A 23,896-nucleotide genomic window follows, 5' to 3' on the forward strand; every position below is an offset into this window, starting at 1 on the left:
TGCCTCGGCAGAAGCTATCAATCCGAAGCGGCTGGCGCCGCCGAAGCTACGTATCTGAGACACTATGAAAACCGCGCTCCGGCGGGGTTTCATATCTTTGGAACTCATCTCTTAAGCGCGCGTTGTTTCTTCAGATACAAAGCAACGCGGAGCAGCTAGATGACGGCACAAATTGGCATTCCGGTCGATGCGAGTACTGAACAACTTCGCATCATCATCGGGACGCTCTATCTCAGCTTGGCTCGGGCCATAGAGCACATATCAAGGACAGAGAGCCCATCATCGGTTGACGGATTCAAGGACCACTTTCTGACAGCACTCAAGAGAGGCGACATCGATATGTCCCTTCTTGATGATGCGAAAACATTCGATTTAGTAGTTTCGATTGTCGAAGGCGCGATGGGACGAATGACGCCGCAGCCAACTGATGCGAGTCAGGTAATGGCCTCTCACGTTACGCTCAGGCGGTGAGAGGATAAAATATCGGAGAAACATAAGCCTCGTGGCCGGCCTTATTAAACGATAGGTCGTCGAACGGTGAAACCCGAGACGGAGGCATTTCTGATGTGGGCATTGGATAAAAAACCTCTCCGGGACGAAGCGGGTGGTGCTGCGGCTTCTCCGGTCTTGGTTGCCGTAGCACTTGCACTTTTCTTGACTCTTGTGCTCGCGATGATCGATCTGCATCGCGAAATGCTGATTTCTGCTATCGGCAGTTACGGGCTTAATCCTCTTGTTGTGGGCCCATAGCTTGCGGCGTCCCGCCGGCCAACGACGTTGGATACAGAGGCTCGCAATGACTCGGGCCGCGTTTGCGGCTGTCATTGCAACAGTGCTGCTTGTTATCATGACGGATGCGGTAATGGCGCAGATGCGCGGTCATGGTGGCCCAGTGCGGGCGGTTGCGGTATCGCCCGATGGCCGAAGCATTCTGTCGGGCAGCTTCGACACATCTGTGATCCGCTGGTCAGTTGCGACCGGATTTGCGGAACAGGTTTTGCGGTTTCATTCGAGCGCGGTAAACGCGGTCGTATTCCTGAGCAATAGTCGAATGGCAAGCGCGGGGGTCGATGCACAGATTGCGATCTGGACCGCTGGGCGCTCGAAGCCGGACACAATTCTTTCAGGCCATGGTGCGCCGGTCGTCGCCCTTGCGGTCTCGCCGGATCGCAGCATGCTGGCATCGGCGTCGTGGGATAGCAGCGTACGGCTCTGGCCGCAGGATGGCGGCAGCAAGCCGCGCGTGCTCCAGGGTCATTCCCAGAATGTCAATGGTGTTGCCTTCACGCCGGACGGGCAGTCGCTGGTCAGCGTCGGTTATGACCTGACGCTACGGATATGGCCGTTGGCTGGCGGTGCACCGGAGGTCGTCACTCTGCCGTCCCCGCTGAATGCCGTCGCGATCGCTCCTGATGGAGGGATTGCGGTCGGTGCTGCGGATGGAAAGATTTATTTTCTGACCAAGGGCGGTAAGAGGACAGGCGAAATCCAGGCTGGCCCGACGCCAGTGATCTCGCTCGCAGTTTCGCCGGATGGTGCGTCGCTGGCGGCGGCCAGTATCGGTGGCTCGGTAGCGATTATCGATCGCAAAACGCGGACCGTCGAGCACACGCTGGTCGGGCCGGGTTTGCCGGTCTGGTCGGTTGCGTTCTTTGGGGACAGCCACACATTGCTGACCGGTGGCGCCGATCACACGATCCGGCGCTGGAATGCGCTGACCGGCGAGTTGCTTGGGTCTCCGGTTGTGGGTGCGCTCGGCGATCCGCTGGCAGCATTCGCCGGCGATCATGGTGCGAAAATATTCCGCTCCTGTATCGCCTGTCACACGTTGTCGGCGAAAGATGAAGTTCGCGCTGGCCCCACACTGGCCGGCATTTTCGGCCGCAGGATCGCGTCGCTGCCCGGTTACAACTTCTCCGAGGCGCTGAAGAAGATGAATATCGTCTGGAGTCCGGAAACCGTCGCCAAACTGTTCGAGGTCGGACCGGCGGCGTACACGCCCGGCACCAAGATGCCCGAGCAGCGCATCAATTCGCTGGAAGACCGCAAGGCGCTGACCGATTTTCTCGCCCGCGCCACGACGAAATAATCAGTTCTTCGGACTCTGGTCGCGTGCCCGCAGATAGTCGTCCGTGGTGCGCGGCGCGGGCCGTTCGGGAATGCCGGCAAACGGATCGAAGCCTTCTTCACTCATCGCGATCACGCGGCAGTCGGCGCACATCCTGATGGCTTCGGCGCGCTTGTGGGCGTTGGGATACATCCAGTGCCTGCCTTCCAACTTGGCGGCCACGCGGTCGATCGTGCTTTTGACGCCAAACGGCTTATGACAGCGGACGCAGAGCGCCGGCTCTTCCTCCTTGATCGTGCGGGTGAGAGCGGTGGCCGCGCGGAAATCGATCTGAGGCACCAGTTCGATCACCTTTTCCGGGCAGGTCGCTTCGCACAAACCACATTGCACGCATGCATCTTCTGCGAACCGCAACATCGGCCGGTCAGGATCGTCGGACAGCGCGCCGGTCGGGCAGACGGAGACGCAGGACAGGCAAAGGGTGCATCCGTCGAGTTTGATGTTGAGGCTGCCGAATGGTGCTCCTGTGGGCAGCGCGATGATGTCTACCGGCACTGGCGCGACACGATGCAGCTCCTGCAAGGCAAAGTGCAACACGTCGCGCTTGCGGCCGACGGTCCTGAAGGTGGCCGGTTGCTGTACGGCCGGCGCGGGTGTCATGGCCCGCAAGGTTGCGCCGAGTTGATCCGGGTCGTCGGTTTCAATCGTGGAGACCCGTTCGCCGTTGAAGCCCAGCCCACCAAGGATTGCTTCGGCGAGTGCGATGGTTTTCGCAAGTCCGCCGGTCTCGTGGCGGGGGCGCGCCCGCAACAGCAGCCGAAGGTTCGAAGCGCCATAAGCGAAAGCGGCGGCAATGCTTTCAAACCCAATCTGGGTGACCTCATTGACAGCGAGCGGAAGCACGTTGGCGGGAAGGCCGTCGCCATGGCGCGCAAGTGCTTCGATCAGCGGGGTGCCATGGTCTCCGTCATGCAGCAGCAGAACGGCATCGGTGCCGCCGGCCTGGTGATAGGCTGCTAGCATCGCCCGCAGTTTGTGGATCAAGACATCGGCGGGAGGAAGCGCATAGGCTGCGGCCCCGGTCGGGCAAGCCGTGGCGCACTGGCCGCAGCCGGCGCAGATATCGGCGTCGATGGCAACATGGTCGCCATTGGGCGTGATCGCGCCAGTCGGACACAGATCGAGGCAGCGGTGACATCCGACGATGTTCGAGCGCGAATGGGCGCACAAGTCTGCGGTGAAATTGATGTAACGCGGCTTCTCAAAGCTGCCGACAAGATCGCGCGCCTTCAGGATGGCGCGCAGGACCGATGCCGGATCTTTCGGGTCGGCCCGAAGATAGCCGTCGCGCAAATCGTGTGCCGGGAATAATGGCGGGTTGCCGGAAAGGTCGAGCACGAGATCGCAGCGGGATATCGCGCCATTTCGCGATGGTTCAAAGACAAGGATGTCGCGTGAAGACGGCAGCGGATGTGCGTAATCGTCGACGGTCAACTCGAAAGCGCCAAGATGGCCCGCCGCGTTGCGGATGGTTCCCTTGACCACGGGAAAGACCGTGACGCTCGGCGGTGTCAGCTCTCCCGGCTTGTCGAGCAGGAGGGTGACGTCGAGCTGATCGGCCAGCAGTTTGCTGGCTTCGATCGCACTTTCATCGCGTCCGTACACGAGGATGACACCTTCGCTCGAGAGGTGGACGAGTGGAGGATCCGGGGCACGCTCGGCGGCCGCTGCGAACAGGGCAGCCATCTTCGGGCCGGCCTGTGCGCCTTCGCTAGACCAGCCTGCAGTCTCACGGATGTTGACATAGTCGAGCGGGGCTTCGCGCTCGCCTGCCAATTCCGAGAAGCGCGGGGCTTCCTGGGTGCAGCCGACGGTGATCGCCGCGCCGTCCTGCAGGGCTGCACGGAATTGCTCAGTTTCGGCCCGGCACAAATGCCGGAAGGTGGATATATCGGCGCTGATACATGCCTTGCGCACGGTGGTCGCGTCGAGGCTCATCGTATCCTCGCACGAACACATCAGAATCTTCCGTGGTCGATCCGCCATGGCCGCCACCTGTGTTTCTCGTTATGGGACTCGTATCGAGGGCTTGGAGCCTATAACTATACGGCATCGATGGGAATAGTTGCCGGAGGCCGTGTCGCCTCATGCGAATCCGTGCGCCGTTCGAACAGACTCTTGATCTGCCGCCGCCGTTCACATTGGTGACGCTGCGTGAGCGAGCGAACGCATTTACCCATGCAATGGAGATTGCACCAACAAGCGGTGCCGGCACGCTGGTCTATGTCGGGCGCTTCGATCTTGCCGAGTTTGCGGTGGTGCTTGAACCGGAAGAGCCGCTGCATCTGGCGCGCCGGGCATTTTACGCCGGCATGGTCGCGCTGAGCGACGCACTACTGGCCTATGCGCCACCGCGGAAAATCGTCACGATCGACTGGCCGGATGCCATTCGGATCGATGATGGTCTGCTTGGCGGCGGGCGACTGGGGTGGCCGCCGGGCGCACCGGAAGACGAGCCGCCGCCATGGATGGTGTTCGGCGCGATGATCCGCACCGTGTCGATGAGTGGCGAAGAACCCGGCGTTTACCCGGTGGCAACTGCGCTCGATCAGGAAGGCTTCGACGATATCGGCGCATCGGGTCTTACTGAAGCATTCGCGCGCCATCTCATGGCAGCCATTCACGGTTGGCAGTCGGATGGATTTGACAGCGTCGCGCGGGAGTTTGTCGAACGTCTGCCGCACGCGGCGGGCACCCATTACGGGATCGCCGACAATGGCGACCTGATCGTGACCCACGCGGGAAGAACTGATGTTGGGCGGAGTGCCCTGCTGCCGGTGCTGCGCACACCGTCATGGCTCGATCCGGAAAGAGGAGGGCCGCGGCTGTGAAACTGCTTCGGACGATTGCCCTCGACCCTTCGGACACATTTGTGTTCGACCCGGTAGCGGAGCCGGGCGAATGGGCGGTGTCCGGCGCTTTCCGGTTCTGGGGCGATGATCCGAATACGCTGCGGGGCAAGGCGCGATCGGCGTTTCGCGGCGGATTTCTTGGGCTGAAATCGTGGGGCTGGTCGACGCTGGTGGAGGTTGTCGAGGCGACTGACAATGATCGCGCTGCGGTGGTCGACTTGCTGGCGCAACGACTCGTCGACCGGCTCGGCGCTCCTGATCTCGCGACGGCGCGGCAGGCGGCGGAGGAGGAGGTGAGTTTCGCCGAATCCCTTTGCAACGAGGCCACGGGTGCCCTGATCGCGGTTCATCGCACAGCGGAAGGTGGCGAGATCCGCGAGAGTTTCCGTGCGTTGCGATCACGCGGCAAGTCGGGGCATAAGCGCGCATTTGCATTTATGGAAGCGCAGAATGACGAGCCCTCCACGGAGGACGTTGACCTCGCAAATATAACGGCAGAGCATGAGGGCAAATGAAGGACTTCTGGGTTTCCTGCGGTCATCATCTGCTGGATCGCGAACCGGGCGGTGGGCTCGTCGCGACCGATGAGTTCTTCAAGGCGTATTTTATCCGGCCCGAACTGATGCCGCCGGCGGATGCCTGTCAGGCCGAGCGACAACTGCATGCGGCGTTGCTGGCGGAACCGCGCCGTCCAGTCGGCGCAGATGAGATTTCCTCAATCGCTGATCCCGATGCACGGGAAAACTGGCAGTTCGTATTGGCGTTTCGCGAATTGCTGCTGAGTCATCCGACTCTCGAAGCAGCTTATCTGGCTCTGATGCGCGGCGGGACGGTCGCGTTGCCGCCGCTGTTCGTCAATCAGTTGACTCATGTCATCCTGCGCAATGCGCTCGACGGTTGTGACGATCCATTCGTCTTGCGAGCCGGCGAGCTGTTCTTCCGGTCTCAGCGCGTCACAGCCAGCCATGGGTCCCTGCTGTCCATGGATGAGGAATGGATCGAAGGCGAAAATCCGGTGCCCACGACGCCGCTGTTGGCGTTGCTTGAAATTCCCGAAGAAGCGCAGATCGACATCCTCGGTGAAGAGAACGCCGATAGTTATTGGCGCCGCAGCGACATGTTCGACATGGGGCTCGATCTCTTCGCAGGAGGGCGGGGCATGGCGGCGGTCGCGGAAGCCATGACGCGCTGGATCGCGCACCTGCTTGCCGTCGAGGTGATGATCGAACCGCTCGCCGAACTGCGCGATGCCACGCTGACCTGGTATGTCGGCCTCGATTCCGAAGCGACCGCAATCGGCAACCGGCTCTGGAATGGCGAGGAACTCGACGATCAGACCACCGGACGGGTAGCAGGCCTTTTCCGCCTGATTTTTTCGGACAAAACTGCCGTCAGCGATGGTCTGGCGAATGAATCGGTCTATCTCATCATGGCGACAACGCCGGAGGGGATTTTGCGAATGAAACCGCAAAACCTGATCACGGGGTTGCCGATCAAGCGTATGGAGGTGGCCAGTTGAGTCCTGCCGCTGTTCCGTTGCTGAGCATTCCCGTTGGAGTGGTGGTGGAGCGCCGCAAGGCAGCATCCCAATGGGCTGATTTTATCTGGCGCACGGTCGGGGTATTGCCCGGTGAGCCGGAGATGGAAGCGTGGACGGTGTTGCGTGAACAGGACGATGTCACGCTGTTCTATGTGGGATCTGCCTTGGTCGATCTCTACCGTTCGGAAACCGAGCGCTATCGCGAAAATCTTGCCTCCGGCGTCCCCAGCATTTGGGTCGTGATGAGCCCATCCGAAGGTGAACGGCCTTATGCAGTCACCGCCGCTACGGCCGATCCTGCCGAAGGTGAGAGTTTTACGGAAGCGGCAAGCAATCTCGTCGAGCCGGTGCCGATGCCGGAGATTATTCGCGATGCGATTGCCCGTTTCATTGCCGGGCAACATGTCGAGCGGGAGGAGTTCTTCAAGCGAGAGCGTGGCCGCGCCGATCCCGAGGCGCTTGCGCGACGCCTGCAGAGAGGGCGGGATGAATGAGCAATGAGGACTTTCTCAGTCGATGGTCGCGCCGCAAGCGCGTTGCGGAGGCTGCGCCTGAATCCTTGCCTTCCTCGCCGGTGTCCGGTCCGCCGTCGGCAGGAGAAGATGAAGCGCCTGTTGTGGATTCTGAAGCGGGCAAGTCCGTCAAAGAACCCGACCTTTCGGCGTTGCCGCCGCTGGATACGATTACGGCGGCGACTGATGTCACGGCATTCCTGCGCAAGGGGGTTCCACTCGCGCTGACTCGTGAAGCGCTCCGCCGTGCGTGGGCTGCCGATCCTGCAATCCGCGATTTCGTCGGGCTTGCCGAGAACGCCTGGGATTTCAACGATCCAAATGTGATGCCGGGATTTGGGTCGCTCGATTACACCCCGGAGCAGGTGCGTGATTTGGTTGCAAGGATCATCAGGGAGCGGAATCCGGTGGCCGAAGGCGAGGCGACTTCTGCTGCGCCGCAGCTACAACAAAATGTCATCAATCCTGCCGCTTCGCCGGTGACTTCTTCTGAAGGCGAAACGGCGATCGATACGCCAAAGGCAGCTATCGACCGTATCGAAAGTGACGGGCAAGTAGCGGAAAACGGTATTGCAACGCCGCGAGCTGGTTCCATTGCAGTGGATGACGGGCAGGCTCGCCAGTCTTCCCTGGTGCGCCGCACTCATGGGCGCGCGTTGCCGCAATAGCTGCGAAAAGGAACATAGCCTCGACCTATAAGCTTTTTATTGACGGCCGCTGTCTTGCGGGCCTAACTTTGAATCATTCCAAAGTGAAAAGGCGCATATGGCGCTCACTTGAGGAAAACGAATATGCGCGATTCTGGATTAGATCGGGCAATTCAAATGGCGGGAGGCGTCGCCGAACTCGCCCGCAGAGTAGGCATACGCCAACCCTCAGTATCGAACTGGAGCCGGGTCCCCGCCGAGCGCGTGGCCGCGGTTGAAGCCGCAACCGGCGTATCGCGCGTCCATCTTCGTCCCGATCTTTATAGTGAGTTAGCCGTGACTGATCAGGTCCACGACATCGATGTGGGCCGTGCCCAGGAATATGCACTGCTCGCTACGCTGTTGTCACAAGCCCCGTCGGCGAAATTGCTCACGCAGATCGCCAAGCTACGCGGCGACGCGACGCCGCTCGGATTGGCTCACGCGCATCTCGGAGATGCTGCATCGAAGAGCAATGCCGCCGCTGTCGAGCGCGAGTATTTCGATCTTTTCGTCGGTCTCGGGCGCGGCGAATTGATGCCTTACGCCTCGTTCTATTTAACCGGCTTTCTTAACGAACGCCCGCTGTCGCGCCTGCGGCGGGATCTGGATGCGCTCGGTATCGAGCGCGTCGAAAATAATTTCGAGCCGGAGGATCACGCGGCGACTCTCTGCGAGATCATGGCCGGTTTGGCCGGTGGCCGTTTCCCCGCCCGCGAAGAAGCGCAGCGCGAGATGTTCGAAAAGCACATGGCGCCGTGGATGGGCCGTCTGTTCATCGACATGGAGAACGCAGCGGCGGCGAACTTTTATCGATCGGTCGGCTCGCTTGGCCGGCTCTTTCTTCAGATTGAAGCGGAGGCCTTCACGCTCGCCGATTGAGCGGGCAGTCGAACGGCCACAGGGAGGACGTGCGATGAAAGATAACGACAAGGCAGCCGTCGGCCGTCGTAGCTTTCTGCGCGGAGTCGGTATCGGCGCTCTCGGCGCCGGAGCGGCCGTCGTATCGCCGCTGATGCCCGAGGCAAAAGCCGATAGCGAGACGAACGATGAGAAGCGCAAAGCGCGCTACAATCCCAATTCGCCCGACATCCAAGCTTACTACCGCGTGAATCGTTACCCCAAATAGCGGGAGGCGGCCGTGCTGATCAAAAAAACCCAACGACAGAACTCGCAGGCAATGCGTCAAGGTTCGGCGGCGGGCGCGCTGGCCGATCGAGGACAAGGTTTGGATCGCCGAACGTTTATGCGCCAGTCCGGTCTGGCTGCGGGTGGCTTGGCTGTCTTGAACACATTGTCGCCCGGCAGTGTCCGCAAGGCCGAGGCGGCGATGGCGGGTCCGCTGACTTCGGGTGCAACCGTTCGCAAGAGCATATGTACCCACTGCGCCGTCGGCTGCACCGTGACTGCCGAAGTCTTGAATGGCGTGTGGATCGGTCAGGAGCCGAGCTGGGATTCTCCGATCAATCGCGGTTCGCATTGCGCCAAGGGCGCCTCCGTCCGTGAACTGGTCCACAGCGATCGTCGCCTTCGTTATCCGATGAAGCTCGTCAACGGGCAGTGGACGCGTACGTCGTGGGACACCGCGATCAACGAGATTGGCGACAAATTATTGCAGATCCGTGAGAAGTCGGGCTCGGATTCGGTGTACTGGCTGGGCTCGGCCAAGATGACCAACGAAGGTTCGTATCTATTCCGCAAGCTCGGCGCCTATTGGGGCACCAACAATACCGACCATCAGGCGCGTATTTGCCATTCGACGACCGTGACCGGCGTAGCCAACACCTGGGGTTACGGCGCGATGACGAACAACCTCAATGATATGCGGAATGCCAAGACGCTGGTCTATATCGGCAGCAACGCCGCCGAGGCGCATCCGGTCGGCATGCAGCACATGCTCGAATCGAAGGAGCTGAACAAGGGTAACTTTATCGTTTTCGATCCGCGCATGACCCGTACCGCGGCGCACGCGACCGAATATGCGCGGATTCGTCCCGGCACCGACATTCCGGTGCTGTACGGAATGATGTGGCACATTCTGAAGAATGGATGGGAAGACAAGGAGTTTATCAGGCAGCGGGTTTATGGCTTCGACGATCTCCGCAAGGAGGTTGAGAAATGGAATCCCGAAGAAACCGAACGGGTCACGGGCGTTCCTGGCGCACAGATGGAGCGCATCGCCAAGATGTTCGCCACGGAAAAGCCGGCGACGCTGATCTGGTGCATGGGCCAGACGCAGCATTCGGTCGGCACCGCCAACGTGCGCGCGAGCTGCATCGCCTTGCTGATGACGGGTAATATCGGCAAGTCGGGCACCGGTGCCAACATTCTGCGCGGCCACGACAACGTTCAGGGCGCAACTGACGTTGGTCTCGATATCGTGACGCTGCCGTTCTACTACGGTCTCGCCGAAGGCGCGTGGAAGCACTGGGCCCGGGTCTGGGAGACCGACTTCGAATGGTTCAAGTCGCGCTTCGACGATCCGAAGATGATGAACACTCCCGGTATTCCGCTGACGCGCTGGTTCGACGGCGTGAACCTGCCCAAGAACGACGTGGCCCAGAAGGACAATATCCGGGCGATGTTCGTGCAGGGACATGCCAGCAACAGCATCACCCGTATCCCGGAATCGATGAAGGGGCTGAAAGCCCTTGAGCTTCTGGTCATTGCAGATCCGCATCCCACCACCTGGGCCTCGCTCTCGGTGAAGGCAGGCCGCAACAACGACACGTATGTGCTGCCGGTCGCGACACAGTTTGAGTGCAAGGGCTCGCGCGTCGCCACGGGACGCCAGTTGCAGTGGGGCGAGCAGATCGTGAAACCGATTTTCGAGTCGAAAGACGATCTCGAAGTCATGTACCTGACCGCCAAGAAGCTCGGCTTCGCCGACAAGATGTTCAAGAACATCAAGATCGAGAACGGCGTGCCTTCGGCGGAAGATATCCTGCGCGAAATCAACCGCGGCAGCTGGTCGACTGGCTATTGCGGCCAATCTCCCGAGCGGCTTAAGGCGCATATGAAGAACCAGGCAAAGTTCGATCTGGTGACCACGCGGGCGCCAAAGGACGATCCTGAAGTCGGAGGCGATTACTACGGATTGCCATGGCCGTGCTGGGGATCTCCCGAAGTGCGACATCCCGGAACGCCGCTCCTGTACAATACTCACCTCGGGGTCATGGACGGTGGCGGCACCTTCCGCCCGCGGTTCGGCCTTGAGCGTGAAGAGAAGTTGCCGGACGGCACGACCCGCAAAGTCAGCCTGCTGGCGGATGGCTCCTATTCGAAGGACTCCGAAATCAAGGACGGCTATCCGGAGTTCACGCTGGCGAGCCTCAAGAAGCTTGGCTGGGACACCGATTTGACGGAAGCTGAGATGGCCGTCATCAACAAGGTCAATCCGGCCAGTCCGGATACGGTGTCGTGGTCGACCGATCTGTCGGGCGGCATCCAGCGCGTCGCGATGAAACATGGCTGCGTGCCTTACGGCAACGGCAAGGCGCGCATGAACGCATGGAGTTTGCCGGACCCGATCCCGGTGCACCGCGAGCCCATCTACACGCCTCGCGTCGAACTGGTGTCGAAATATCCGACGCTGCCCGATGCCAAGCAGTTCCGTCTGCCCAACATCGGCTTCTCTGTTCAGAAGGCGGCGGTGGAGAAGGGCATTGCCAAGCAATTCCCGCTCATCCTGTCGTCCGGCCGGCTCGTCGAATATGAGGGCGGCGGCGAGGAAACGCGAACCAATCCATGGCTCGCCGAACTGCAGCAGGACATGTTCATCGAAATCAGCACAGCGGATGCGGCCGATCGCGGCATCAAGGATGGCGGCTGGGTCTGGGTGACCGGCGCGGAAAACGGGTCGAAAGCCCGGATGAAGGCGCTTGTGACCGAGCGGGTCGGCAAAGGCGTTGCCTGGATGCCGTTCCATTTTGGTGGCTGGTTCGAGGGCAACGATCTGCGCGGCAACTATCCGAAGGGCACCGACCCGATCGTGCTCGGCGAAAGCGCCAATACGATCACGACCTACGGATACGACCCCGCGACCGGCATGCAGGAACCAAAGGTCACTCTTTGTCAGATTGTCGCGGCATAAGGAGCAGCAGTCATGGCCCGGATGAAATTTCTCTGTGACGCGGATCGCTGCATCGAGTGCAATGCCTGCGTCACGGCCTGCAAGAACGAGCACGAGGTGCCGTGGGGCATCAATCGCCGCCGCGTGGTGACCATCAACGACGGCAAGCCTGGAGAGCGGTCGATTTCGATGGCGTGCATGCATTGCACGGATGCGCCGTGTGCGGCTGTCTGCCCCGTCAATTGCTTCTACACCACAGCCGATGCCGTTGTGCTGCACTCCAAGGATCTCTGCATCGGCTGCGGCTATTGCTTCTATGCGTGTCCGTTCGGCGCGCCGCAGTATCCGAAGCTCGGAAACTTCGGGTCGCGCGGCAAAATGGACAAGTGCACGTTCTGTGCCGGTGGTCCCGAAGCCGACGGCAGCAAGGAAGAATACGAGAAGTATGGCGCCAATCGCCTTGCCGAAGGCAAGCTACCGTTATGTGCCGAGATGTGTTCGACCAAATCGCTTCTGGCGGGCGATGGCGAGATCATCGCCCAGATCTACAAGGAAAGGGTGACCAAGCGAGGATACGGCTCGGGCGCGTGGGGCTGGCAGACAGCCTATCGGGGGACCATTGCCTCGTAATTCATAAAGCCGGAATGGCTGCACGGGCGCGCGGCCGACAGAAATCGAGGGAGAACGCTCATGGCGTCTTTTGCAAGGTATCTCCGTTTCGTGGCTGGCGTCGCCATTTTCTTCCTTATGATCGCCTCGTCCGTTCCGGCAGCCGCCCAGCAGCCGTCACGGGTCGATCCGACTGCCAGTGCGGTCCACGAGCAGCAATTGTTGAAGGAATTGGACCGCATCCAGGGACGTGTCAGCATCCCGGACAGGCGATCCGGCGTTCTTGAGCAGCCGGCTGGCCGTGATTGGCGATACTTCCATAGCGTGACGCTGCGCTGGATCGGCGGAATCGCGATCCTTGGAATGCTTGCCGTTCTCGTCATTTTCTATCTGATGCGTGGCATGGTCCGTATCGAAGGCGGGCGCTCAGGGCGCACCATTGTTCGCTTTTCCGGATTCGAGCGGTTCGTGCACTGGATGACCGCGACCTGCTTTATCATTCTGGCCATCTCGGGCCTGAACATCACTTTCGGCCGGCCGCTGCTGCTGCCGGTGATCGGACACGAAGCCTTCTCGGCTTGGTCGCAGTGGGCGAAGTACGCGCACAATTATCTGAGCTTTCCCTTCACTATCGGCGTCATTCTGATTTTCCTGATGTGGATTGGCGGCAATATCCCCAACAAGGTTGATGCCGAGTGGTTGAAGGAAGGCGGTGGCATCGTTGGCCACTCCCATCCGCCGGCCTATCGGTTCAACGCCGGGCAGAAAGCAATTTACTGGATCGTCGTGCTCGGGGGCGGCGCGGTTGCCGTGACCGGCTATCAGTTGATGTTCCCATTTTATGTCACGGGCATCGAAGGCATGCAGCTCGCGCAGATCGTTCACGCGGTCGTGGGTGTGCTGTTTGTCGCCGTCATGTTGGCACATATCTATATTGGCACCATCGGAATGGAGGGTGCATTCGAAGCCATGGGCGAGGGAACAGTCGACCTGAACTGGGCGAAGGAGCACCACAGCCTATGGCTCGAAGAGGAGAGTGCGCGAAGAGGCGTTAATACAGCGCACCATCATCCGTCATCAACACCGGCGGAGTAATGATATTGTCGGAAGTTGACGAACGGCCATTGTTTTGGAGAAGACTTTCATGAAAGCCTTTTTGCTGGCATGCGTTTGCGCCGTCGTGATTGCGGTTGTGGCGGCCCAGAGCCTGAATTCGGTTCAGGAGCCCGTGAGCGTGGCCTTTTCCTCATCATCGGGCGTTCGCCTTTAGCGCGACCTGTGCCCGATATTCCTCAGCGTTGCCCCAGATAAAATCGATCCCTACATCTCCACGATCTCGGCTTGGGTGTATATCGTGCCATTGGCCACGATAGTGGCATGCACCTGCTGAGCCGGCGTGAGTGCTTCCCAGGCTTGGAAGAGGTGTTTGAGCCGCTTCTCAAGAGACTCGATCATAACTGTCTGAATGATGTCCCTGGATTGGAAAATCCACGGCCGAAAACATCGCTGTCTGGATATGGAAGAAAGCAAAACAACGACTGCTGCAAATTTCCAGCGTGAGAGTCTACGAGACGCCCGATTGCTGGGCGGAATACGATGGCCCGATCGAATCGTGTGAGAAGGGAGGTTGACGTCGACGGCGGCATCCATCACTTGGTCTGGGATACGGTTCGCGGCTTTAAGTTGTGCGATATCTATACCTCGGGATGGATCGTTCCGGACATTTGTTACCCGGCTCATAAGCTAAATCCAAGCCACGCCAATTGCGAACGTTCGTTGAAGGGCGACGCTGGCGCACAGCACCGTTCTTGTTTGCGTACCAACAAGGAAAGACTATTTGGATTGGGATAGCAGAAGCTAAGTATCATCAGCCTGCAGCCGTTAGGCGCTGCGATGTTTTCTGAGGGGTATTGTGGACATAAGATTGGACAAGCCACAGCCGGACTGGGATCCTCGATCCGATACGGTTCTCTCTGACCAGATCAAAGCTTATGACGCGATGCGCCGCCACTGCCCGGTCGCATACAGCGACTATCTGGGCTGGTCGCTGTTCCGGCACGAAGACGTCGTGCGAGCGATCGACGACCATCGTACGTTCAGTAACATTGTCTCGCGCCATCTCTCGGTGCCAAGCGGTATGGACCCACCGCAGCATACGGCGTACCGGCAGCTGATCGAGCGTCATTTCGAGCCGACGCGCGTCGCCGCATTCGAGCCGCTTTGCCGGATGATCTCGGCCAACCTCGTGTCCAGCTTGGAGCGAGATGTTGAAATCGATCTGGCGACGCAGTTTGCCCAGCTCTTCGCCGTGCAGGTCCAGTGCGCCTTTCTCGGTTGGCCTGCGAGTCTGCACGAGCCGCTGCTTCAGTGGGCGCGCAAGAACCATGCGGCCATCCTGGCCAGGGATACTGGGCAGACGGCCGCCGTCGCGCTCGAATTCGATAGCTATATCATGGAGTTGCTGGAAGCGCGGCGTGCGGCTGGTGTGGCGGCGCCGAACGACATCACCACAGACCTCCTGCGGGAGAGGATCGGCGACAGACCGCTGAACCACGAGGAAATCGTGAGTATCCTGCGCAACTGGACGGTCGGCGAACTGGGCACGATCACTGCCTGCGTCGGCATTGTTTGCCACTATCTGGCGAGACACCCGCAGGTCCAACGGCAGCTCCGGGATGCGCTTGACCTGCTGCCGGTAGCAATCGACGAGATATTACGTATGCACGCACCGCTGATCTCTAACCGGAGGGTGACGACTGCGTCTGTAGAGATCGGTGGACATAAGATCCGGGCCGGTGAGCGAATCACGCTGATGTGGGCATCTGCCAATCGCGATGAGGCAGTCATCGGTGATCCCGACGAATTCCGCCTTGACCGCGATCCCACGCAGAATCTTCTCTATGGTCGCGGCATCCACGTTTGCCCGGGCGCGCAATTGGCACGGCTAGAACTGCGTGTCATTTCGGAGGAGTTGCTGAAGCATACCCAGCAGATCACACTCATACCCGGCCGCCAACCGACAATCGCTATATATCCGGCAAGCGGGTTCTCCGAACTGCCTGTGCGGATTTCGTAACTCGCAGGTTTAGAGTGGACTTTGTTTTTTGGCAGAGTGTTCTGAAGTGCCCCGGCCAAATTAGGCCAATCTGGGCTGGAATTTTCCACTTATGATCCCCGGACGGGGGACGAGGAGGGTTCCATGAAAACGAAAAAGTTTTCAGAGTCGCAGATAGCCTTCGTCTTGAAGCAGGCGGCCGGATCGGGAGCAGCTATTATCGATATTTTCGCAGTTTTATTCCGAATGGCGCGCCATTTGCGTAAAAAACACGAACATTTTCGTTCGCGGTCTGTTTTCCGGCAATGACCGCCCCAGTCATTATCAAATCAACTCGTGATCGATGCGGACAAAATTTTCCGCTTGAGCAGATGGTCCTCAAACCTGTCAGCCGAGGGTTTTGTCGGCTCAGCTTGCTGCGGCGTCCCCTCTTGTGGCGCGCCTTGGCGAGTGCATCGAAATCCAGCCCCTCAAACACGCTCCAATCGATTCCGCCGGGAGGGAGCGGCAGGCTAACTGCTGGGTCTCCGCGGCGCCGAGAGCGCGGAATCCATAAAGATCATGGACGTCGCCTAACTCGTGCCCCGTCTGAAGTCGGCGCGATCTGTCTTTGATATCAGTGTTTCGAATGTCGTCGATTGCATCGCCGCGGAGCGAGTGGAAGACCTCGATATTCGCGCCAATGGCGCCGCTTTTGCGGAGAAGCTTGTTCATTTCTTTGGATGCGTATTTTGATGGGTCTGGGTGTTCGTGGAGAGCTGCGAAAACCCAATCGTCGGCCCGCTTTTGCGCCCAGTTGACGAAGCCAATCGTGCGGAAGAAATCATGGATCACAAAGTACGTGGCGCTTTCTTCTGTTTTAATAGGCACGCGCTGCCAACGGCCGTTCACGAGCACAATTCCCGAGGTTTGAGCGATGATGGCGCCGTATTTTTCGCGGAAATCTGAACCGCGCAGATGCGCTAGCAGTCCAATGCGCCTGCCGGTGAGCTTCGCCAGCACTGGTAGCATGGCTTCGGCAAGCAAACCTGTCGCAATGCCGTTGCGGAAGGTCGCATTGATGACGGCATCGTCGACGCCCTCACGCACTGCCGATGTGCCATAAGTCTTCGGCCAACGGATTCGTGCACCTGCAAAGGGATCGCGGTAATTGTGCTTCATCATGCCGAACCGCATCATCGTTTTAACATTGGCGAGATAGCCGTCCTGCATGGTTTTTCTTGCCAGAGGTTTGAGCGCCAGACTTCGATTTGAATCCAGGATCGTGCGCGTCTCGCCAGCACCTGCGCGCTTGGTAGCGTTTGCCGGCCAGAACTGCATCGCCGTGACATAGTCCTGGAGATCGTTCGGAAAATATTGATCGACCGGACGATCGCCGATCAGGTCGATGAATGTCTGTCGGCGCAACTCGAGATATTTGATGTCGGGATGATTGTCGCCATCAACGGCTTTTCTCATCGCAATATACGCTCGTGACACGTCCCCGAAGGTCGGCAGCGCTGTCTTGAAGACAGAAGCGATGGGCAGAGCCGGATTGCTCGGCAATGGAGCTACATTCGTCACCATTGCGAGTGCGCTCTTTGCCTGTGATGGGTTCGGCGTAAGCGTCAAAACTTGAGTTAATGCCTGGCGCGTCAGTGCATCGGCATTGGTGACCACAGCCTGTGCGCCGTCAGCGCCCTTACCAACTTCGCTCTCGATCAGCTGGAGCGAGGTGAGCGCCGAGCTCAATGAGCGGGCGAGGCCGATCGCTGATTTCGGCTGCTTGACCGCGCGTGCGATCGCGGCCTGGCAGGCCACAACCACCTGCTCGACGAGAGCTCGGTCGTTATTGTCTGTCTGCCCCAATTCCATTGCCGTTCTCCGTTTGCTTGCGGCGTCGTCGAAAATCGCGAAGCACAGCGCCGCAAGTTGTTTAGCCAACCGGTCCGCGTCACGCCGCGCGAGCGGACCAAGCTGTACGCGAATGATCGGGGACGGGCCTGCAAGTCGCAAATGGGGGAGGACAAGTGCGGTCGGGACGCGCAGCTGAAAACGCCAGCCGGATGGCGTGCGGGTCAGATGGCGCGGCGACTTTACGCGCCGCGATGCGATTGGGAGGCCGTTGTCTCTGTCGCTTCCGGCGCCGGTTTGCGCTGGTACATTGGGTGGTACTTTGACTGATACACGCACGTTTTTTGCCTCTGTTGAGGCATCGCGGTGTACGGAAAATCCTGATTTTACAGGAGCCTGCCTTGAGGGCTCAGGAGGACACGAAACTGGCGGAGAGGGAGGGATTATCATAGCATCTTTGGCTATCCGCCAGTGTTCACCACCAAACCAGAAATTTGAATTTATTCAGTATATTGCCATCATCTTTGTTCGCTGTCGCATCTTGATGTCGCCCACAAGCATCGACATGTGTTGGGGCAGAAGTTAGGGCAGAAATGGCGCGCAAGATTCACATATTGTCGGCTAGAGGCGTTGCGACGCAGACCAAGATTGGTCGGCATGCTGATGGCGGCGGACTCTATCTGAGCATCTCGCGCAATGGTGGCCGTCGTTGGGTTTACCTGTATCGCCGTGGCGGCCGTTTGCGTGAGAAGGGGCTCGGCAGTGCCAGTACTGTCTCCCTGAAGGATGCCCGATTGGCGGCGGAGGCCGTTCGTAAACAGCTTCGAGACGGGATCGATCCCATCGACAGTAAACCCACTCCCAGAACAGTCAGTACCTTCTCCCAGTGCGCCGAAGCCTTCATCACGTCCAACGAACACGGATGGAAGAACGCCAAGCACCGCGACCAATGGCGAAACACCCTGAAGACCTATGCTGAACCCCATATAGGCAAGCTTCCAGTGGACCGAATCTCCGTCGATCATGTTCTGAAAGCGATCGAACCGATCTGGACCAGCAAGACTGAAACTGCTTCCCGTGTTCGCGGTCGCATCGAGGCCGTTCTGGATTGGGCCGCGGCTCGCGGATATCGGAGTTCAGACAATCCTGCCCGTTGGCGTGGTCATCTCGACAAAGTGCTGCCGCCGATCCGCAAGGTCTCAAAGGTCCGCCACCACCCCGCGCTTCCTTATAAAGACATTCCGGCCTTCATGAGCGATCTGCGGAAGCGGGACATCATAACCGCCCGTGCGCTGGAGTTTACGATTTTGACTGCCGCGCGAACAGGTGAAGTCGTGGGCGCCAGATGGGACGAGATCGACACCAATAATAGAGTGTGGACTGTCCCTGCCGATCGGATGAAGGCGGGCGTCGAGCATCAAGTGCCTCTGTCCGACCGAGCCCTCGCAATCCTCAAGGACATCCCGAAGGAGAGCGACTTCATCTTCGTCGGCATGAAGCCTTCTGAGGGACTTTCCAATATGTCGATGCTGGCGTTGCTGAAGCGGATGGACCGGGCTGACCTAACCACCCATGGATTCCGTTCGACGTTCCGCGACTGGGCCGCCGAGACCACCGACTTTCCGAACGAACTTGTCGAGATGGCGCTTGCACACACCATCCGTAACAAAGCCGAAGCCGCGTACCGTCGTGGCAATCTTCTTGAACGGCGACGCGCGGTGATGGATGCGTGGAGTCAATATTGCAGCCGAGGACAGCTATGACGGAGCCCCTACAGATTTACGAACCGGAAACAATCGAGGATCCCCTGAACTGGCTCAAATCGAGCCTTCGTCAGCTGGCAAACTTTGATCCCGTCGTAAGCAATGATTCCTCCAAGCGAGGACAACAGCTCAATTACGTCAAACACACGCTTTTGCCGACGATGCGGATCGTGGAAATCTTTTTGAACGAGCTCGGTCTTCCCGAGAGTGCGACCCAACCTGTAAGATATGTCGTGGAAGCATTCGAGCACGCCGCAGATGAAAGGCCGCACGATTTATTTCGGATGAGGGCTAGACGGAGCAAGTCGCTCGATTCGACCGAAATCTGGCTAAAACGCCTGCCGGTCGCGCGTCTCGCTGCTGTGCTCAAGGAAGTAGAGCCAAGAACAAATCCACTCCGACGCGTTTATGATGAACTGGCAGCGGAAATCAGTGAGATCAAGTCCTCTGGCAATCCCCGACAATCAGTTCGCCTTTATCCGCAACGGGTGATCAAGGGCTGGCTGGACTTCTTCACGAATAATCGCCAACGAACCGCCAAACATGCTCCTTCCACCGCACTGGCCCTTAGGTCACTTTACGCGGTCACCTTCGAAACGGACCTCCGTCACTACAAGAATCTAAGCGATACAGAACGTGTGAAGTGGTTTCGGAAGCAGCTGGCCGCCATCAAAGACGACCTGACTTGGTATCTTGAAGAACGCCGATAAGCCAAGCCAAAAAGCATACATGTCGAGATATGTTCGTCGGTGCGTACTCACTACTTTCTCCGTACAGCCATTCCGGCTGCATGGAGACGACAATGATGTTGATGACGATAGCGGAGTTTTGTTCGTGGGCGCGATGCAGCCGCACGACCTGTTATAAAGAGATAAAGTCGGGCCGCTTGCGAGCACGAAAGATCGGGTACGCGACCCGAATCGACACCGACGACGCCAAGCTGTGGCGCAACCGTCTGCCCTTCCTTGGAGACGACACGACGAGCGAACAGGAGCGCACGAAGACCGATCACAGCAACCCAAACGCGTTGGAGACTATCAATGAGTAAGGCCTCCAAATCGCGTGTAGCGACCAAAAACTCGACGAAGCGTGCGTCAGCTCGGAAGACTGCTCCCAGGTCTCGTGGTGTGCGCCATCGGGCCGAGCCACGTTCGACGAAGGGCACGGCTTTGAAATCGCCCAAAGGCAAGATTGATGAACTTCGGCAAAGTCCGAGCACCGAGCCAGTTTTGCCCCGGGCTGTTACGGCCGAGGAGTTGGCCCTGAAATACGCGCCGAAGGACTTCCCGGACTTGCATCTTCCCGGTGACTTTATTTTCGGTCTTCCAGAACTAATAAGCCAAGGCGCCTCGCATATCATCCTGGCTGGCCCGCGAGACATTGGCATCGAGTCGGCGGCGGAAATGCTTCGCAAGATACTCGGCCATCCCGTCTACAACCTAGTCGCGGAGAACCGGGACTCGGTGCCCGACATTCTCGATGAAGTGAGAACGAAAATCGCCGCTGGTTCAGGCTTTATTCTCACAACCCCTCACCCGCGAGCGGTTAGCGACGACATTCGACTCGCGAGCCGGTGCATCTGGGCTGACCCGACAGACAAGTCGATTGCGGATCAGATCAAATGGGCGTTGACCGAGCGTGCGCGACGGATCGTGGAAGGGGAAGGCGTAAAACTGAGATACCGCGAAGCCCTGGAAGGGCTGATCGAGCCAGCCGGGCTCTCCTGGACACGGGTGCTGGCTGTCCTCGCCACGCACATATCTCGGATGCGAACGGAGAACACCAGCGAAGCCGAACTTGATGAGCCGGACGGCTGGCTTCCTTCGGCTAATCCGACAGCATCGGCATTTATTCCAGGACCGAGTGGCTACACCGCCTCAACCGGAATCGACCCGACGTTGGCGAACGAAACAGCTCTGTTGCTTGATGATCTCATGGCTCGGTTCAACAGGCACATCTATCTAGGTGCGGGAGCGGCCGAAGCGCTCTCCCTGTCAGTGCTGCATTACTGGGCCTTCGAAGCCGCAGATTCGTCGCCAATTATCGCATCTGTCTCGCCGCAGCCCGAATGCGGTAAATCGACCTTGCTTTGCTTGATATCTGGCTTGTCACCGCCATCGATAATGACGATCAACGCCTCGTCCGCCGGCATTTATTCGGCTGCGGAGGACGGAAAGCTAATTCTGTTCGACGAAGCTGAGTATTTGCTCGACAGGCCGAACGCCCCCGTTGACTCTTTAACGCGGGCGTTAAACGGGACGGAGCCGTTGTGTTAAGAGGCAACAAAACCTACCGTGTGTGGTGTCCGAAAGTCATTGCGAAAATCGGGGCAATTCAACAAGATCCGCTCGAATCCAGGTGCATCGTCATAGACATGATGCGTGCACCGCCCGATCTGGCACCCGAGCGGCTTCAATCACGTCACGATGAAGGGCTGGCTGCTCTGAACCGGCGGTGCCAAGCGTGGGCTGCGAAGGCACCCGCTATTCTGCGCCAGGTCGTTCCTACGTTCCCGACTGGATTTACCGGAAGGCTCATCGACAAATGGGAGCCGCTTTTCGCGATCGCACAGCTGGCTGGATCAGATTGGGCAAACCGGGTGCAGATAGCGGCGATCGGACTCGAAAAGTCCAGGATGCTTGATGTCCATCCGTCCGAGCAGCTGCTCATCGACATTCACGAGATTTTTTCCACCACTGGGCTGCCCGCCTTCAAGTCAGAGGACCTGGCTCGATATCTGCGGCGAACTCCTGACAGGCCGTGGTCGGATTGGACCAATCCCCAGCGAAAGCTGTCCCAAATGCTCAGGGCGTATCGTATTCGGCCGAAGAACGTTCGAACCCCGACACAAGGCAAGGGCTACACGCGGGACCAGTTCCAGAGGGTGTTCGACGTCTTTATCCATAAACGTTCCTTCGCTCCCGCACTCGTTGGGACGGATGGGACGGATGGGACGGCTTCTGCACGCACCAAAGGTGACATCGAATGATGTTCTGCGGCATCTGCCTCGACCACGATGGGGTATCTGCTCGGGAGGTGGAAGCGACAATGATCGCGCTACCGTCTCCAAGACCCGCATATCCAGGACTGGTTTGTAAGCGCTGTCGTTCTCTTGGTCGCACGACGCTAGTAACTTGCCGAACATTTCGGCCGATCACGCCGGATAAAACCAGCAGCGAAGGGCGATCAGCCGGTTGAGTGATTTTTAACGGTGAACGTGGTGGTGAGTTTGTCACCGCCATGATCGCCATTCTCTCACCATTGTGGACGGTGGCAGAGACCATAAGAAGGCCATTAGAAATACGGCGTGGTCCGGATAACACTTTTTATCGCCGCCAAATTCTCCCGATGTCATGAGAGAAAGCCACGATCTGTCTGACAGCCCTTTTCGGACTTAGACTACATACGTCATCGGCTCGATATCCACTTCGCGAACGCCACGCCGGCGACGGCTCTGCTCAATCGCATTGCGAAGTGTTTCGCGAACCTTACGTGCATCAAAGACGTAAGGGATCGTCAGAGCATGGTCGCGCGTGGTTGGGTCGCTCGACCTCAACGTGATGGTCCCGATATTGAACGCTTGGTTCAGCAGGGAATAATCGACTTTGACGTCTTTGATCCGATACAGCTCAACCTCGTCGATCCGTCGAAAGATGATGCCGGTTTCGAGCTTTACGCGTTGATTCGTGATGATGAACTTCGTGCAGATATTCCTTAGCCAGACACAGAATATGCTGAGAAAGCCGAGGAAGATGAAACACGCCATCAAATTCATCCAACCCGCAAACGTTCCGAATATCCAGCGGATCGTGCTCGGCTTCAGAGTGACGATTTCCTGTTCCGAACCATAAGCGTCGTCTGTGACCACGGATTCCCCCTTCAAATGATAAACGCGCCACGACTAGGGTGTCGGGCTTCTAAACACTAATGACGCTTGGGCGATCATGTAGCCGCCGACTAACGCTTGAAGCTGCCGATCGAGGCCTGAGCACCATTGTTGCAGCTGAGCTCGCTTGGTTTGCTTTGTAGCGTCCTGTTCGGCCTCATTCAGAGTCGATTGTTTGTCGCCACCGGGCCGGGTCGACGGCTTGCCCGGCGTCTCAACGAAGAAGAGGTCCTTCTCTCGTTCTCGATACTCCAGACTCACCGGACGCCTTGGGTCGAGCAGGTTTTCAACATCAATTCCCATGTTCTGGCCAGCACGGACTACGACACGAAAGAACTCTGTCTGATCCCGCCTCTGAGCGTCGTCGTAGATGAGAAACTTCCCAATTTCGCACAGATTGAGGGCGTCCTTCAAATCAAGATAGTGGGCGACTGTCTCAAACGTCATTTGCTTTGAAAGGTCGTCAGCAGTGGCTGGCGTCGCAAATAAGATAACGAGAACGAGCATCCCCATACGCTTCATCATCTGCTCGATGTCCTAAAATCAATTTGTCCACGTCAATGGCATATATTATAGCGAATACTATTGTGGCTTTAAAGCAGAGTCTTGGTTTCCTGGCTTTGCTGCCGGAGGCGACATTGGACCGCTACCTCTTTCGAAATATTTCGGTCTTAAAGCCGTGGTTAGAAAAGCCGTTAAGTCGTTGGTTGGCGTATGGATATTCGCCAACTATTCGCCGCAAACCTGCGCCGTATTCGGCACGAAAAGGGGCTGTCCCAAGAGGATCTAGCCCATGGAGCGGACGTAGACCGGGCTCATGTCAGCAAAATTGAACGAGGCGTTACCTATGTTGGGCTCGAAATAATCGGGAAGTTTGCAAGGGTCCTGGGCGTGCCGCCAGACGCTTTCCTGCAACCTATTGGCCGCAAGCGGAAGACAGCTAAATAGGGGTTTCGCTGA

25 protein-coding genes and 1 pseudogene are annotated in these 23,896 nt (G+C 58.5%); 22 read left to right on the top strand and 4 right to left on the bottom strand.

The features are described 5' to 3' along the window. The first annotated feature begins 159 nt into the window (after window positions 1-159). The 3 genes from AFIDRAFT_RS18480 to AFIDRAFT_RS18490 all read left to right on the top strand — a co-directional run bounded on the left by AFIDRAFT_RS18480 (window position 160) and on the right by AFIDRAFT_RS18490 (window position 2,089). Window positions 160-471: a hypothetical protein gene (locus AFIDRAFT_RS18480; protein WP_009341194.1), complete on the top strand. Its 312-nt coding sequence runs from the start codon at window positions 160-162 to the stop codon at window positions 469-471. 93 nt (window positions 472-564) lie between these two features. After that, entirely contained in the window at window positions 565-750 is a 186-nt protein-coding gene (locus AFIDRAFT_RS18485) for a hypothetical protein (RefSeq protein WP_009341195.1), read from the top strand. Window positions 751-796: 46 nt separating this feature from the next. Continuing rightward, window positions 797-2,089, top strand: a complete 1,293-nt coding sequence (locus AFIDRAFT_RS18490; protein ID WP_009341196.1) for a c-type cytochrome — start codon at window positions 797-799, stop codon at window positions 2,087-2,089. Here the strand turns inward: AFIDRAFT_RS18490 and AFIDRAFT_RS18495 are convergent, their stop codons facing one another. Further along, window positions 2,090-4,066, bottom strand: a complete 1,977-nt coding sequence (locus AFIDRAFT_RS18495; protein ID WP_009341197.1) for a 4Fe-4S binding protein — start codon at window positions 4,064-4,066, stop codon at window positions 2,090-2,092. A 149-nt stretch (window positions 4,067-4,215) separates the two neighbouring features. Here AFIDRAFT_RS18495 and AFIDRAFT_RS18500 point away from each other — a divergent pair, with 149 nt between their 5' ends. The 13 genes and pseudogenes from AFIDRAFT_RS18500 (at window position 4,216) to AFIDRAFT_RS19900 (ending at window position 15,763) form a co-directional block, all read left to right on the top strand. After that, window positions 4,216-4,959 carry a biotin/lipoate--protein ligase family protein gene (locus AFIDRAFT_RS18500; protein ID WP_009341198.1) on the top strand — a complete coding sequence of 248 codons (744 nt, stop codon included), beginning with the start codon at window positions 4,216-4,218 and terminating at the stop codon, window positions 4,957-4,959. After that, a complete protein-coding gene (locus tag AFIDRAFT_RS18505; RefSeq protein ID WP_009341199.1) occupies window positions 4,956-5,495 on the top strand; it encodes a DUF6505 family protein in 540 nt (179 codons plus the stop codon). Before AFIDRAFT_RS18500 ends, AFIDRAFT_RS18505 begins: the two co-directional genes overlap by 4 nt. Beyond that, on the top strand, window positions 5,492-6,499 hold the full coding sequence (locus tag AFIDRAFT_RS18510; protein ID WP_009341200.1) for a DUF6352 family protein: 1,008 nt from the start codon (window positions 5,492-5,494) through the stop codon (window positions 6,497-6,499). Before AFIDRAFT_RS18505 ends, AFIDRAFT_RS18510 begins: the two co-directional genes overlap by 4 nt. Beyond that, window positions 6,496-7,014 carry a DUF3305 domain-containing protein gene (locus AFIDRAFT_RS18515; protein ID WP_009341201.1) on the top strand — a complete coding sequence of 173 codons (519 nt, stop codon included), beginning with the start codon at window positions 6,496-6,498 and terminating at the stop codon, window positions 7,012-7,014. Before AFIDRAFT_RS18510 ends, AFIDRAFT_RS18515 begins: the two co-directional genes overlap by 4 nt. Continuing rightward, window positions 7,011-7,700 carry a DUF3306 domain-containing protein gene (locus AFIDRAFT_RS18520; RefSeq protein WP_009341202.1) on the top strand — a complete coding sequence of 230 codons (690 nt, stop codon included), beginning with the start codon at window positions 7,011-7,013 and terminating at the stop codon, window positions 7,698-7,700. Before AFIDRAFT_RS18515 ends, AFIDRAFT_RS18520 begins: the two co-directional genes overlap by 4 nt. Before the next feature lie 123 nt (window positions 7,701-7,823). Then, a complete protein-coding gene (locus AFIDRAFT_RS18525) occupies window positions 7,824-8,600 on the top strand; it encodes a molecular chaperone TorD family protein (protein ID WP_009341203.1) in 777 nt (258 codons plus the stop codon). A gap of 34 nt (window positions 8,601-8,634) precedes the next feature. Further along, entirely contained in the window at window positions 8,635-8,847 is a 213-nt protein-coding gene (locus tag AFIDRAFT_RS18530) for a twin-arginine translocation signal domain-containing protein (RefSeq protein ID WP_009341204.1), read from the top strand. A gap of 12 nt (window positions 8,848-8,859) precedes the next feature. Next, on the top strand, window positions 8,860-11,811 hold the full coding sequence (locus AFIDRAFT_RS18535; RefSeq protein ID WP_009341205.1) for a formate dehydrogenase subunit alpha: 2,952 nt from the start codon (window positions 8,860-8,862) through the stop codon (window positions 11,809-11,811). 12 nt (window positions 11,812-11,823) lie between these two features. Next, window positions 11,824-12,420 (top strand): formate dehydrogenase FDH3 subunit beta, encoded by a 597-nt coding sequence (gene fdh3B / locus AFIDRAFT_RS18540; protein ID WP_009341206.1) that lies wholly within the window; start codon window positions 11,824-11,826, stop codon window positions 12,418-12,420. A 60-nt stretch (window positions 12,421-12,480) separates the two neighbouring features. After that, window positions 12,481-13,494: a formate dehydrogenase subunit gamma gene (locus tag AFIDRAFT_RS18545; protein ID WP_009341207.1), complete on the top strand. Its 1,014-nt coding sequence runs from the start codon at window positions 12,481-12,483 to the stop codon at window positions 13,492-13,494. Window positions 13,495-13,803: 309 nt separating this feature from the next. After that, a pseudogene (locus AFIDRAFT_RS19640) lies at window positions 13,804-14,030 on the top strand (6-pyruvoyl trahydropterin synthase family protein); the annotation flags it as partial. A 287-nt stretch (window positions 14,031-14,317) separates the two neighbouring features. Continuing rightward, the gene (locus tag AFIDRAFT_RS18550) at window positions 14,318-15,475 is read left to right on the top strand and encodes a cytochrome P450 (protein WP_502685483.1); all 1,158 of its coding nucleotides are present in this window, start codon (window positions 14,318-14,320) and stop codon (window positions 15,473-15,475) included. Between the two features lie 123 nt (window positions 15,476-15,598). After that, complete coding sequence (locus AFIDRAFT_RS19900; RefSeq protein WP_156786917.1) at window positions 15,599-15,763, top strand: hypothetical protein; 165 nt, start codon at window positions 15,599-15,601, stop codon at window positions 15,761-15,763. A gap of 99 nt (window positions 15,764-15,862) precedes the next feature. On the opposite strand, the gene AFIDRAFT_RS18555 is transcribed toward AFIDRAFT_RS19900, so the two are convergent. Further along, window positions 15,863-17,377 carry a site-specific integrase gene (locus AFIDRAFT_RS18555; RefSeq protein ID WP_156786918.1) on the bottom strand — a complete coding sequence of 505 codons (1,515 nt, stop codon included), beginning with the start codon at window positions 17,375-17,377 and terminating at the stop codon, window positions 15,863-15,865. A gap of 503 nt (window positions 17,378-17,880) precedes the next feature. On the opposite strand from AFIDRAFT_RS18555, the gene AFIDRAFT_RS18560 reads away from it, so the two are divergent. The 5 genes from AFIDRAFT_RS18560 (at window position 17,881) to AFIDRAFT_RS18580 (ending at window position 22,039) form a co-directional block, all read left to right on the top strand. After that, window positions 17,881-19,050 carry a tyrosine-type recombinase/integrase gene (locus AFIDRAFT_RS18560; RefSeq protein ID WP_009341212.1) on the top strand — a complete coding sequence of 390 codons (1,170 nt, stop codon included), beginning with the start codon at window positions 17,881-17,883 and terminating at the stop codon, window positions 19,048-19,050. Further along, the gene (locus AFIDRAFT_RS18565; protein ID WP_009341213.1) at window positions 19,047-19,760 is read left to right on the top strand and encodes a hypothetical protein; all 714 of its coding nucleotides are present in this window, start codon (window positions 19,047-19,049) and stop codon (window positions 19,758-19,760) included. The genes AFIDRAFT_RS18560 and AFIDRAFT_RS18565 overlap by 4 nt, the downstream gene beginning before the upstream one ends. A 92-nt stretch (window positions 19,761-19,852) precedes the next feature. Then, the gene (locus AFIDRAFT_RS18570; RefSeq protein WP_009341214.1) at window positions 19,853-20,098 is read left to right on the top strand and encodes a helix-turn-helix domain-containing protein; all 246 of its coding nucleotides are present in this window, start codon (window positions 19,853-19,855) and stop codon (window positions 20,096-20,098) included. A 121-nt stretch (window positions 20,099-20,219) separates the two neighbouring features. Next, a complete protein-coding gene (locus AFIDRAFT_RS18575; protein WP_040298814.1) occupies window positions 20,220-21,326 on the top strand; it encodes a hypothetical protein in 1,107 nt (368 codons plus the stop codon). Further along, a complete protein-coding gene (locus AFIDRAFT_RS18580; RefSeq protein ID WP_009341216.1) occupies window positions 21,320-22,039 on the top strand; it encodes a DUF3631 domain-containing protein in 720 nt (239 codons plus the stop codon). The genes AFIDRAFT_RS18575 and AFIDRAFT_RS18580 overlap by 7 nt, the downstream gene beginning before the upstream one ends. 405 nt (window positions 22,040-22,444) lie before the next feature. Here AFIDRAFT_RS18580 and AFIDRAFT_RS18585 read toward each other — a convergent pair whose 3' ends face one another. Beyond that, entirely contained in the window at window positions 22,445-22,918 is a 474-nt protein-coding gene (locus tag AFIDRAFT_RS18585) for a PH domain-containing protein (RefSeq protein ID WP_009341217.1), read from the bottom strand. Window positions 22,919-22,951: 33 nt separating this feature from the next. Further along, window positions 22,952-23,461, bottom strand: a complete 510-nt coding sequence (locus AFIDRAFT_RS18590; RefSeq protein ID WP_009341218.1) for a hypothetical protein — start codon at window positions 23,459-23,461, stop codon at window positions 22,952-22,954. A gap of 189 nt (window positions 23,462-23,650) precedes the next feature. Between AFIDRAFT_RS18590 and AFIDRAFT_RS18595 the strand changes: the two genes are divergently transcribed. Further along, window positions 23,651-23,884: a helix-turn-helix domain-containing protein gene (locus AFIDRAFT_RS18595; protein WP_040298818.1), complete on the top strand. Its 234-nt coding sequence runs from the start codon at window positions 23,651-23,653 to the stop codon at window positions 23,882-23,884. Window positions 23,885-23,896: the final 12 nt, after the last annotated feature.

The sequence above is a fragment of the Afipia sp. 1NLS2 genome (assembly GCF_000178995.1).
GTDB lineage: Bacteria > Pseudomonadota > Alphaproteobacteria > Rhizobiales > Xanthobacteraceae > Afipia.